This window comes from Dyadobacter sp. CY327, assembly GCF_021390415.1.
GTDB lineage: Bacteria > Bacteroidota > Bacteroidia > Cytophagales > Spirosomataceae > Dyadobacter > Dyadobacter chenhuakuii.
Genome location: NZ_JAJUXJ010000007.1, coordinates 1395132 through 1407941 on the forward strand (window position 1 = coordinate 1395132; position 12810 = coordinate 1407941).

Annotated in this window: 10 protein-coding genes; 4 read left to right on the top strand and 6 right to left on the bottom strand. The window is 47.1% G+C overall.

The features are described 5' to 3' along the window. Positions 1 to 65: 65 nt before the first annotated feature. Together LZG74_RS22140 and LZG74_RS22145 are read right to left on the bottom strand one after the other, a co-directional pair. On the bottom strand, positions 66 to 3800 hold the full coding sequence (locus tag LZG74_RS22140) for a DUF4347 domain-containing protein (RefSeq protein ID WP_233798669.1): 3735 nt from the start codon (positions 3798 to 3800) through the stop codon (positions 66 to 68). 110 nt (positions 3801 to 3910) lie between these two features. Beyond that, positions 3911 to 4843, bottom strand: coding sequence for a D-2-hydroxyacid dehydrogenase (locus LZG74_RS22145; RefSeq protein ID WP_233798670.1), 933 nt, complete (start codon positions 4841 to 4843; stop codon positions 3911 to 3913). Between the two features lie 265 nt (positions 4844 to 5108). On the opposite strand from LZG74_RS22145, the gene LZG74_RS22150 reads away from it, so the two are divergent. The 3 genes from LZG74_RS22150 to LZG74_RS22160 all read left to right on the top strand — a co-directional run bounded on the left by LZG74_RS22150 (position 5109) and on the right by LZG74_RS22160 (position 8399). Then, complete coding sequence (locus LZG74_RS22150; protein WP_233798671.1) at positions 5109 to 6353, top strand: phthiocerol/phthiodiolone dimycocerosyl transferase family protein; 1245 nt, start codon at positions 5109 to 5111, stop codon at positions 6351 to 6353. A 194-nt stretch (positions 6354 to 6547) separates the two neighbouring features. Then, positions 6548 to 7453: an alpha/beta fold hydrolase gene (locus LZG74_RS22155; protein WP_233798672.1), complete on the top strand. Its 906-nt coding sequence runs from the start codon at positions 6548 to 6550 to the stop codon at positions 7451 to 7453. A 97-nt stretch (positions 7454 to 7550) separates the two neighbouring features. Continuing rightward, a complete protein-coding gene (locus tag LZG74_RS22160) occupies positions 7551 to 8399 on the top strand; it encodes a helix-turn-helix domain-containing protein (RefSeq protein ID WP_233798673.1) in 849 nt (282 codons plus the stop codon). A gap of 29 nt (positions 8400 to 8428) precedes the next feature. Here LZG74_RS22160 and LZG74_RS22165 read toward each other — a convergent pair whose 3' ends face one another. The 4 genes from LZG74_RS22165 to LZG74_RS22180 form a co-directional block, all read right to left on the bottom strand. Beyond that, entirely contained in the window at positions 8429 to 10000 is a 1572-nt protein-coding gene (locus LZG74_RS22165) for a hypothetical protein (RefSeq protein WP_233798674.1), read from the bottom strand. A gap of 13 nt (positions 10001 to 10013) precedes the next feature. Next, positions 10014 to 10481 carry an RES family NAD+ phosphorylase gene (locus LZG74_RS22170; RefSeq protein WP_233798675.1) on the bottom strand — a complete coding sequence of 156 codons (468 nt, stop codon included), beginning with the start codon at positions 10479 to 10481 and terminating at the stop codon, positions 10014 to 10016. A 2-nt stretch (positions 10482 to 10483) separates the two neighbouring features. Further along, positions 10484 to 10918 carry an antitoxin Xre-like helix-turn-helix domain-containing protein gene (locus LZG74_RS22175; protein WP_035360399.1) on the bottom strand — a complete coding sequence of 145 codons (435 nt, stop codon included), beginning with the start codon at positions 10916 to 10918 and terminating at the stop codon, positions 10484 to 10486. A gap of 119 nt (positions 10919 to 11037) precedes the next feature. Further along, positions 11038 to 11397 carry a DUF4174 domain-containing protein gene (locus LZG74_RS22180; protein ID WP_233798676.1) on the bottom strand — a complete coding sequence of 120 codons (360 nt, stop codon included), beginning with the start codon at positions 11395 to 11397 and terminating at the stop codon, positions 11038 to 11040. A gap of 183 nt (positions 11398 to 11580) precedes the next feature. Between LZG74_RS22180 and LZG74_RS22185 the strand changes: the two genes are divergently transcribed. Then, the gene (locus LZG74_RS22185) at positions 11581 to 12810 is read left to right on the top strand and encodes an exo-beta-N-acetylmuramidase NamZ domain-containing protein (protein WP_233798677.1); all 1230 of its coding nucleotides are present in this window, start codon (positions 11581 to 11583) and stop codon (positions 12808 to 12810) included.

Genomic DNA, 12810 nt, shown 5'->3' on the forward strand with positions numbered 1-12810 from the left:
TAAAAACGCCCGGAAATTACTTCCCGGGCGTTTTTAGTTTTATACAAAATGTAAATCAGGTCAGTTCAGTGTTTTGCAAAATGAAAAGTTGAAACCCTGTTGTCGGCCCCGGTCGCTTTCAATATAAAAATACCTGTTGGCAGCGCTTTTACATCGATGCCTGCACTTGTATATTCTCCCGCATAATGCAGCAAGCCGGATGTTGAATAGATCTGCACCGACTGTATGGTCCCGGCAGTAGGAGCATCGAGAAAAACCCTGTCTGTCACTGGATTGGGATAACCCTTCACCTGCCCCTTGGAATCTGCGAAGCGCACGTGTTCTATCTTGCTGAAAGCAAACGTACTGTCGGTGTCGACCATACGAAGCCGGTAGAAGTTGTCGGCATGCAGCGGCAGCGGATCAATAAAGCGGTAACGCTGGATTTCTGAATTTTCGTTACGCGTAGCAACGGAACCGACTTTTTCCCAAACCTTTCCTTCTGCACTACGCTGAATTTCGAAATGGCTGCTATTGACCTCGCTTGAAGTTGTCCAAGCCAGCTCCACGGCGGATTCATTTTTTGAAGCCTTGAAATCCACAAGGGTAACCGGCATAGGATCGATGATGGCCCTGATGGTGAATTTGCCGTCGGTATAGGTGGTTTCCCAGATCAATGGCGCGATATCCGGTAGGTTTACCGTTGCGAATGTCCCGGTAATGATGCCTGCATCCAGAAGAATAAATGCATCACCCAGTGCAGGCGTGAAACCATTGATAAATGATACTGTTATCGTCCCTCCTGCGGTAAATGGCCCTGACTGAAACTGGTCATAACCTGTAATAGCGGTGGTTCCGCCGATTTCTACCAGCAGCGTTCCTGTATTCGCAAACTCGCTCGCAAACGCCAGCGTGCCAGGGGATTCACCCGGGGCCAGCGTACCTGCATTGGTAAACGAATTGTGTAAAAATGTGGCATTGCCGCGGATCTCGCCATTGTTGTCGAAACTGCCGCTAACGGAATGTACCCCAGTGCCCGATTGCAACAGCCCGTTCACAGTAAAGTTATTTACGTTAAAGGAAATGTTATCCGGCATCCGCATGGTATGCCCGCTGGTAATGACTGTACTTGCCGCACTGGCGTTGGGAAAAGAAGATGCCGTGATCCAAAAGCTGTTGTCCTGAGAAGATTGCCAGTCGCCCGGAGTGTTCCAGGTGCCATCTGTGACCGCCGTCCTGTAAGAATCACCTGCGTTTGAAACCTTATAGATCGTATAGGCATCTGCCGAGGTGAATGCGGCATTCAGGTTGGGTATCGTACCGGTTAGTCCCGTGACCTCCAGCTTAATGCTCCCGTTTCCGCTTCCTGTATTTATAGAAACATCATACGTTGTCCCCGATCCCGAAATACCCGAAACCAATGCGCCGGAAACACCGCTGGTCGACAGTGTAAAAACAGAAGCGTCATCGATCGTTACACTTTGCGCAAACACAACCTGATAACTGACAGTGCCCTCACTCGTCGGATTGGAGGAAAGCCGGGTAACTGAGGTTACACTTGTTTGCGTATAAAAATCAATTTCGCTGCCATAGGAAGTTCCTGTTGAATTGGTTGCATAAGCACGCAGGTAAATGCGCGTTCCTGCGGGCAGCCCTGTCACTGTTGTACTGAAAGCACCATTGCCGGAACCGATCCCAACCTTATTGGACAGCTCGATAGTAGGCGCCGCTGATGTACTCCACACAATGCCATAATCCGTGACGGCAGCACCGCCATTGGCCGTCACTTCACCGCCGACTTTGGCGGTGGTCAGCGCAATTTCACTCGCGGAAGCCGTGGTAACAGTAGGCGCTACGGCAGGTATACCAGTAGTAAATCTCAGCCAGGTAGCACCGCTAACACCCTCGAAAATGCGGCCTTCGGTGTCGGCAAATGCGGCTTTGTCAACGATAACATAGTAAGTTGTTCCACCCTCCAGGTCTGTTGTCGGATCGATCGTAATTGTATTTGAGCCATTGCCGGTTACCTGTGCACTATTCGCGGCAATGGTGGCAAAGACGGCATCGTCATACAGGCGGCGGATTTGAATGTACTTGCCTGCTGTACCGGTAACTGCCTGGCTAAATGTCAGCGAAATGTTGCTGCTCACAGATATCCCCGTTGCAGCGTTGGTCGGGCTGGTAGCAGTGATCCGGGGTGGAGTGCCGTTCTGCTGGAAGAAATACTTCTGGTTTGCGCCGGTGTAGTTGGTCGTAAACACATCCGCATCGCCATCATTATCCCAGTCGGCTACGAAGGATTTCATTGCATTATTATAAAAAGCGCCCGAGTTCGGAAGCGAATTGAAAGGGTTGCCTGCGCCTGTCACCTGCGTAAAAGCGCCGCTGCCATTGTTCTGCCAGAAAACAAGCGTTACCGAGCCATCAGAAGTATGCAGATCGATATCACCGTCCGAGTCGAAGTCCCCGGAAAGAATCTGGTTATCACTGGCTATTGTCATGCCGTTGAAAGGATTTTCACCTCCCGTCTTTAATGAATATACGCCATTGTCATTGCGGTAGTAGTCTCTCACCGAATTTCCTCCGACCCTGCTTACAAAGATATCCACGTCGCCATCATTATCCCAGTCTTCAACGTGGGCATACTGCGCACTTGAAAAAGCAGCTTTGCCAGGCAGACCGTCAAAAGGATTTTGCGAGCCCGTCACATTACTGAACGCGCCGCTGCCATTATTGCGCCAGAACTGATTATCAAGATTATTTCCAGGATAGTTATGCAAATCGACATCTCCATCATTATCGAAATCGCCAAAGATCAGCTGGTTGTTACCACTCACATTAATGCCGCTGAACGGGCTTGAAGCGCCACTCAGCAACTCGTATTTTCCATTGTCGTTGCGGTAATAAAAGTTCTTTTCGTTCTGATTGGAGTTACGCATCGGGACGTAGATATCATCGTCGCCATCATTGTCCCAGTCCGCCACAAACGCACCAGACGCAGAATAGAAAACTGCGTTCTCATTGACCTTTTCAAATGGATCCGCAGAACCGGTCACTTTTGCAAATGATCCGCTGCCGTTGTTTTGCCAAAATTCGTTAACGGTTCCTCCCGGATAGGAATGAATGTCAATATCACCATCCGCATCAAAATCCCCGTAGATCAGCTGATCGTCACCAGAAATTGTAATGGCACTGAACGGGCTTGACCCGCCAGTCAGCTGTGAGAAGGCAGGCACAAGTAAGCCATTGAATTTCAAGATCGTAAAGACGTGTTCTTTAACTATTTTACCAACAACATATTCGAGGTCCCAGTCTCCGCCGCGGCGAGCTGAGCCAGTTTGGTCGTTGGAAGCGGCTACGGGCACACCGAGCATACGGTGGATCCGCTGTACGAAACCCTCTCCGCTGCGGCTCGCAGTAAGCTCACAGCTGTAAATAAGCAAACTTGATCTGCCCACTTCAAGCACATTACCCAAACTTTGCCAAAAGCTGTTGTGCTCCGCAATATTGGCATCATTAAGCTGGGTCTGACCAAGCACAAAATTGCCGTCCGTACCATGCGTCATGATGTGCACGCGTTCGGCCTTGCCCTGCGCAGCAAGCTGTTTTGTTAATTTTTGGAAACCTTCCCGGCTATTCGAAACATAAATCACTTCTGATCCGGGGCTCAGCCCATCCGCCAGGGAGCGGAAGTCTTTCAGCGACTCGTCAATGATGACCAGGTCGGAAACTGTCTTTCGGCTGAATTTTTGATAGGTTACTATCGAAAAAGCGAGCAAGGAAAGTAAAAAAAAGGAGAGCGTAAAGGTTCGTTTCTTCATATATAGGGAGTAGAAATAGTTGATTATAAGGTAAAACTGAAATCAACACCTTTCATACCCATATATGAAGTAAACTTTATTTAATTGTACGTTCTCCTCTTCCTGCTTGATTAATAACCCTTCGAGAGATCGACCTCATCGGCAATCTCCTCGCTTTTCAGGTATTTCTGAACATTATCCACAAATTTGGCAACCTTGTCGCGATCCCGCATTTTGTGCGCCGCGCCTGTGTGCTGGGTGAGTATTACATTGGTCATTGGCCAAAGTCCGGAGTCTTCCGGAAGTGGTTCCTTTTCCGTTACGTCCAGAACAGCACCAGCCAATCTGCCGCTGTCCAAAGCGTCGATCAAAGCCGATTCATCGGTGGTGTTGCCTCGGCCAATGCTTGCGTAAAGCGCACCTTCTTTCATGGCATCAAAGAAGTCTTTGCCCGCATATTTATCCAAATTCCCCGGTAATGTATTGACTACTAAATCAGTATCCGGGAGCTGGCCAAGCAGGTCATCAAAGGAATGAATGTCTGCGTCCGGATCGCTTTTCGCAGTCATCTGCACATGGCATCCGAATGCTTCCAGCATTTTGCCAACATTTTCGCCGATGGCTCCGGATCCCAGGATAATCACCTCTTTTTCTCCTAAAATGGAAAGTCCGTTCTCGACCGCCTCCCCCTCCCATTTTCTGTTGATCTGATTTCTGACCATGAGATGCACGCCCCTGTAAAAGCCAAGGATGCCGGCAACGATAGTCTCGGCACATGCTGCGGCGGACATATCACCTACATTAGCAGCCTTACCCTTGAATTGCAAGTCCTTATACTGCTCAAAACCCACATTTTCGAGTTGCCAGAATTTAAGGCTTTCCGGAATGTCCTGGAAAGAATCCGCAGGTGGATTACCAATCAGGATTTCAGCAGACGCTATCTCCTGCATCACTTCCTCATCGGAAAGCTCACCTTTGGTTACGATGTCAGCATCATCGGGAAGCTGTTTTTTTAGTTCTTCCAAATATTTTTCTTGCAGGTCTGCATAAATAACAATCTTCATAAAATTCGGTTAAAGTAAGAATCATTGCCTCCTGAGCCGGGCATCCGCTTGTGGCTGCCCTCTTAAATAACCGCGCCAGCAGCCTGTTTTCACTCGTATTCGTAACGGACTTTGGAAAACAAAATCAGCGAATGCAACCGGATGGCGAAATGTGCATGACTGCTCGACTTTTGTCCATTCTATCCCGCTTCCCAACCTGCCAATTTTGCATTCAGTAAAGGGTAGCGGAATGTCCCGCGCCCATCATCATAACTCATAATACATCATGAAAAGACAACAGAACCGCACCCTGGGTGCATTCGAAAAAGCCTTTTGGCTGCTGGACCAGATCGATTCCAAGGACTTCGCGCTCGCCGCAGACATTTCGGGCACATTACCCATTGAAAAATGGCGCAACGCACTGGATATGGCACAAAAGCGCCACCCGAACCTTTCTGTGAAGGTTACCCTGGATGAGCTGTCGAGGCCTGTATTGCAGCATGTAGAAGGCATTACTATTCCGCTCAGGGTGGTGCATGCGGAGCAGGATTACCGCTGGGAACAAGAAGTTGAGAAGGAGCTTTCTGTGCGGTTTAATACGGAAGAAGCTCCGCTATTAAGGGTTGTTCTGGTGCAGAAACCAGAGTGCACTGTCCTGATTCTGGTAGCGAACCACACTGTCGCCGATGGGTCGTCATTGAGTTTTTTGACCCGGGATATATTGCTTGCCGTCACCGGAAAACAGCTAGAACCCATGCAACCGCAAGTGTCCAACGACCAGACGCTTAACCTCCCGGAAGACGTCCCTTCCCAGACCGCAGACGAAGTCCTGGAACTGAAAATAAAAACGGACATTGTGCAGCCGCTGGTTTCATCCATCCGTATTTCTGAAAAACTTACCCGGAACCTGCTGGAAAAAGCCAGGCAAGAAAACACAACCGTTCACGGTGCCATTTGTGCAGCAGTGCTATTGGCGTCCAGGCAGATGCGCAAAGAATGGGATGATGCCAGAATGGAACTGGTCTCTCCCGTTTGCACAAGAGGGCCGCTGAATCTGGACGATAACTTTGGCCTGAATATCACGACGCAATCCGTGTTTTTTGAAAAGCAGCCGGATTTAACATTCTGGGACCTGGCCAGACTTGCAAAAGCCGGGCTTGACGGGACCAATTCACCGGAATATGTAAACGGCTATCTGTCCTTTTTCCGCGATATTGTATTTGGGCACAATGATATGCAGCAAATGATTGATGTTTTAAAAACCGCATTCAACCACCACATTATGGTGACCAACCTGGTAAAGGTGCGTTATCAAACGGATTTCGGGCCTTTGAAGCTGGAAGCACTTTACGGGCCGATGGTGCGCTCCGGAAAAGGAATGGAACAGACCATCGGCGCATTAACAACCAACGGCGCCCTTTGCCTGACCAACACAAGCGACAACCCAATCCCCGGCTTGCTCGCTGAAATAGAGCGCTTGCTTAGGGAAGCTTCTCAGCTGAAATCGCACACTGCATGTCCTTTCGGATAAGTGTTCTCAAGCGACACAACTAGCGGCCTTTTAGAAACGCTGATTTCCTGTTCCGGGAAAAATGTACAAGGCACATTGCCTTTTATCCATTCTTCCAGGGGATTTAATCCGCCACCTTTGTCATGTCGAAACGCAAAGACAATCAGCTAATGGTTAGCTGATTAAATCAAAACAAATTCAAACTTACTACTCAAATGAAAACTGTTGCCTTGACCATCGCATTCTTGTTCACTTTCATCCAAAGTCAATTTCTATTCGCACAAACACGCAAGCCGGCATCAGCAGGAAGGGAAGAATACATTGAAGTGGAGAAAAATGTAAAGCTTCACGTGATCGACCTCGGCGAAGGCCAGCCGGTTGTGCTCATTCACGGATGGCCGCTCAATAATGCGATGTATGAGTATCAATACCAATATCTGGTTGAAAAAGGGTTCAGGGTAATCGGCATTTCCCTCCGCGGTTTCGGTAAATCGGACAGACCTTTTGGAAAATATGACTTCGACACATTCTCCGACGACATTAAGGTGGTGTTGGAAAAATTGAAAATTGAAAATGCAACGCTTGGAGGCTTCTCACTCGGAAGCGCAGTAACACTCCACTTTGTGACGAAATATAACGGAGCGCATATCAGCAAGTTGGCCCTTTTCGGAGCAACAGGCCCATCATGGAAACAACGCGAAGGCTATCCTTACGGCATCACCGAACAAGGTGCATCTGACCTGATCAAGCAGACCAAGACGAATCGTCAGCAACTGGTATCGGGTTTTGGCAAAGGCTTCGCCGGACAGGAAGGAAGTTTGTCAGAAGAATCGCTAAGATGGTTGGAAAGCATTAACCTGGACGCCTCTCCTTACGCTACAACGCAGGCTATCAAAGCATTAGGCGACCTGGATTTACGTCCTGAACTAGGTAAAATTAAAATCCCCGTTGCCTTATTCCATGGTGTAAATGACAAATTGTGTGACTTCTCTTTATCAGAACAGCTGCACAAAAGCATCAAAGGTTCTTACCTTGTAAGATTTGAGAAAAGCGGACACGGTTTATTCCTCGAAGAAATGGATAAATTTAACTCCGAACTCGAAAAATTCGCAAGAAAATAATGCCCCTGGCAAAAGCTGTGAACGGAACGACCGCTTCACAGCTTTTGCCGGTAACATTTAAACAATACAACATTAACTGATATCTGCGTATATAGCCATGAGTACAACGGTGTTCAATAATAATTCAAAGACATTAGGGCTGCTGCAAGTCTCACAAAGCCAAATGGACGCCATCAACGGCCCTGACTACAAGCAATATATCAAGATCCTGTATTTGCCAGCCGGTTATAAGCTGAGAGTGGATTTTGCCTGCTACGACACCCAGCAGCCAACGCTTTTCTTCATAAGTCCAAACCAATATCTTGAAATGGAAGTAACGGGTGACGAAAGCGGCTATTTCATATTTTACAACCGTGATTTCTACTGCATTCAGATTCACGATCAGGAAGTTGCCTGTGACGGACTTCTGTTCAACAACATCAGGAACATGCCGAAAGTAGAGGCCTCCGCAAACGAAATTGCTTTTTTAGGATCGTTATTCAAGGACATGATCGAGGAATTTCACCTGAATGACAGCTCGCTGGAAGAAATGGTCCGGACGTATCTCAAACAACTCCTCATCCGTGCAACACGCTCCTGGAAAAGGCAGCACCTCGACAACGCCGTGACGGATCAGCAAAGCGACCTGGAATTTTTCCGCAAATTCACCAGGTTGGTCGAAGAACATTATAAATCCAAACACACCGTCGCCGACTATGCGGATTTCCTGTGCATGGCGCCAAAAACCATCACGCACAAATTCAACCGTCTGCGTCTGCCTCAACCCAATGAGGTGATTAAAAACCGCATTATCCTCGAAGCAAAGCGATTACTAGTCCACACATCCCTCACTGCCAAAGAAATCGCATACGACCTCGGCTACAACGACCCCGCCTATTTCAGCAGGTTATTCATGACCAAAACCGGTGAGTCCCCGTCCAATTTCCGGGCGAATTTTGTGGGGTAAGCTGGCGTCCTGGTATTAGGTGTACAAAGCTATTTATGCTTATGGTATTCGGAGTAATCAGTGTTTTTAACCCTTGTCTCCAACTCCTGAAAAGACATTTCCAGCGGAGATCCGGAAACGTAAGCTTCTGCAAAAATGATCTTCTCTACATTCAGGTTTCTGGCCTTAATAAAATCATACAGCCATTTCTCGTGGATAGTACCATTGCTGTTGTTTCGGTAGGCTGTGTACGGGTTCCCGTTAGAAAACATGAGTTTATTTTTTGGCAAATAATAACAAACATTGAGCTGTTCGCTTTCTTGACTTTTCTCGGGATTCAAAACGAAGGCGTGCACTCCATTTTTTTGAAAATCCTTATCGAATGTGGTGAGCAACTTGGCGGCTTTTTTTGCTTTCCTTGTTGAATCCTCCTGTTTGTTATACGAATGCTGGCTTTCCTCCGAAAAGACACCTCTTCCTTTTGGAGCAGAAATGACTGCTATTTGTTTGTCAAAAGCATTGAATGCAGATATGAATGGAGCGCTACCGATTAGATAGATGTCCCGGATTAGCTTTCCCGGAAAATCCTTTTGCAAAGCAGATGCCATTCTATTGACTACATTATCATGGTTAATGGGCTCCATGATGCAATCGATCCGGTTGTCGGAGGTTAAGCGGATGAGCGAACGCGATTCGACTCCATTCCCGCTTCTTAGCATGACAAAAAGACTATCCTGTAACTTTACAGTGTCAAAATGCATCCGTTCTTCGAATGTTGGCTCCGCCCTGAATGTTGAACTTGGGATCGGCTTGTTGATATTGCTCCATTGTATCCGTTTTCTGGTCGTGAATTGTCCCCGAGACGAAACTTCTTCCAGTTTGCCCGGCAGTATAAACCCCTCCACCTTCTGGTAATCAGAAAAAATGGTGATTTGCTGAAAATGTTCTGGTCCGCGGCCGATGAGCGGATCTGTGTCCACCTGCTGCTCCACGACCCGGTTGACCAGCAGGCTGGATTTTCCGATGTAAACATCAACCCACTTCTGCCCGACCCTGACTTGAAGCATGTGATTTTCATCAGCTCCGGAATTTGACATCCCGGTATAATGCAGTTCCGCAGAATCGCTGACCATGTATTGCAGGAGGGCGACAGGAACCTCCTGGTACAAAAGATCGAAAATGGGATTCAGACTTTCCTCATGAACAGATCGGCTCGTGTCCTGAACTCCGGTCAAATGATTAGGGCTTGTTCTTACCCTTACCACCTTCTTGGCGACCAGATCGCTCACCACTGTTTCCTGCCAGCCTGCATACATATTACCCATATCCGCAAAGCTTTTCTTTTTCAGGCTATCTATGCGAGCGCTCATCAGCTTGCGATCAGATTCAGACAAGCCAGCCATAATCGACTCCATGAGCTTGTCCATATCACTTGCTTTTCGGAGTTCTTGCGGAACCTCCCCTGGCAAATCATAGATGAACGTTCGTTCGAATGTTTTGAGATGCTTGCCGCCAGCCATTTTAAAAAGTGCCTTTTTCGCTATGGATTTAGACATATCCTGCTGAGCCTGCCCGTAAACAGCAACCAGCGAAAACAGCATTGCAACTAGATATTTTTTCATATATAACCAACCGCTAGCGATATCTTTTTAAAATGTCATCAATCCTGGGATCGGGAACGAGGTTGGTAGTGCCTGCGAGGGTGACGTGCTTATAATCCGGATGCATGGTGTTGATTACGTAATTGAATGCTTCGGGCATTACTGCGGAGGGCACTTTTAAAGCAATGGACTTTGCCTCATGAAACCACTTGTCTCCTATTGGCAGGCATGCCGTATAGTCATTGGGATCTCTCCATGAAGGATCGAGGTAATTTACGCTGATTTCCTCGATTGAAACGGGATCCGGAACGGAGATAAACATGATTTGAAAATCATCATTAAACCCCACTCCCTGCCTTCTTACCATATTTTCAAGAAATGCCAACGGAATGGATTCTGCAGCATATAAGACTTTATTCCCGGCACTGTTCCAGCGCCCCTGCATGCCGGATGCAAACAAAGTGCCGCTATACATTTTATGGACAATCCTGTAAATCAGCATATTTAAACCGGATATCCTTGTGCCAGCTTGTCCAGTTCTTCGGCCAGAAAGTCTACACCTCCTCCTGTGCCCAGCCAATCCGCCGGCTTTTCATTTGAATTCCAAAACGGTTTCTGAAGCCAGTAATTGAACTCGTCCACATTGCCAAAAATCTGTTCGCCCTTTTCAAACAAAGCAATCAACTTCAATAAATGCTCTCCATACAACGGATCAAGCTTTTTCTGAGACTCTTTGTAGTTGCTGATCGTCCTGGAAGAAAGATTAATTAATGCTGCCAGGTTCTTTTCAGGCATTTTGATGGCTTCGGCAAAATCGTAAAATACCTTGGGTTGAAGGCCTTTGCGCGCCGAAATAACGATCGCAAAGTTACTCCCCAGATCAAGGTAAGTGAATTTCGCTTTTAAGCTGTGATAAGGCTGATTGCCGGATACTTTCATCGATTCTGATCGTTAATATACGAATATACGAAATTTTTCTTTATACAAAACGAAAATTTTCGTCAATCAAAAACAAGTACTGGTTACCCTTCATCTGCTTTACCAATCCCCCTTCTTTATCAATCCCCCTTCATCTCCTGCCTACGCATAGGCATGGCGTCGATCTGGCCGAATAACTTTTCAGGTTTTACGATTTCGGATGATCTCAGCTTTTCACCGCCGTCGCGGCCGATGAGGAGGAATGTGAATGCGGCTGTGCTGTCGATTTTCCACTTTTTCCATTCCGAGACATTTTCCTTTGCGTAAGCCATGGACTTAACTTCGATGTCACGCTCCTGAATCCCTTTTTTGGAAGCATTGAGCGTTTCTACCTGTGACTTCCATTTCGCTTCTCCACTTTCGTTGTAAAAAAGCAGAACCTTGCGGGGCTGGTCTGTGATCATAGATGCGATGAATATTAATCCAAATAATGTTTTCATACTGAGGTGTGTAATTAAGTTGCCGGTGAGGTTGATAACAACTTAATAGCAATTTACCGACCAATCAAAAGAACGGTCTGTTTTTTATCATTGTCCCGGTTTTGAAACAGGTAAAATCATTATCATCTCACATTTAACAGGAAAAGATTCTACATTTAAAGACTTTAAATCAACCCTGCACAAATGATCAGATCGGTTTTTATATCCTTTTTATTGCTCCTGGCCACGCGCGGCATAGAATGTAACGCGCAAACTGCATCTTCAAAACAAAATAAACCGGATAAGCGGGGAATTATCACCGGCGCAGACCAGACGGACAAATACTTGCAATATCTGAAAGGAAAACGAATCGCTCTGGTTGCCAATCAGAGTTCTTTGATCGGCAATAAAAGCAGCGTGGACAGTTTGCTGAGCCTGGGTGTTAACATTGTAAAAGTGTTTGGGCCGGAGCATGGTTTCCGGGGCAATGCGAGTAACGGAGCGGTGGTAAATAATGAAGTGGATGTGAAAACGGGCATTCCGATCATCTCTTTATACGGAAAAAATGAAAAGCCCAAAAAGGAACAGCTGGCGGATGTTGACCTGATGGTGTTCGACATTCAGGATGTGGGCTGCCGTTACTATACCAACATTAACACGCTTGAATATGTGATGGAAGCCTGTGCGGAAAACAACAAAGAGCTGCTGATCCTCGACAGGCCCAATCCCAACGCATATGTGGTCGACGGGCCGGTGATGACGGATGATAGATTCAAATCGGCCATAGGAATCCATTATATCCCCATGACACACGGCATGACGATCGGTGAATTTGCCCAATATCTGAATGGTGAGGGATATCTGAACGAAAAATGCAGGCTCAAAATCATAAAGGTTGCGAACTATGATCATGATAAACCCTATACGCTTCCGATCAATCCTTCACCCAATTTGAATACGCAGCAGGCCGTCATGCTGTTTCCCAGCTTGTGTATGTTCGAGGGCACGGCAATCAACGAAGGCCGGGGGACGCTCATGCCATTTACTATTTTGGGTGCGCCAGCATTGAAAGGCCAATATGCATTTTCATACAAGCCGGTGAGCATTCCAGGCATGAGCGAGCGCCCGAATCACAAGGATTCTGTGTGTTATGGTCTTGACCTTCGCACCTATGATATCAATAAGCTCCGGGCGAGTCGCCAGATCAACCTGGCCTGGCTCATAGAGTTATACAATGCATATCCGGATAAAGCACGATTTTTCTCCCCTGGCCGGGCAAATCAGGACATCTCGGCATTCGACCTACGCATCGGCACCGATACATTAAGGAAGCAGATCATAGCAGGCATGTCGGAAGCGGACATCCGGGAAAGCTGGGAGCCCGGATTGCAAAAATTTAAAGCCATAAGGGCAAAATACCTGCTTTATCCGTAG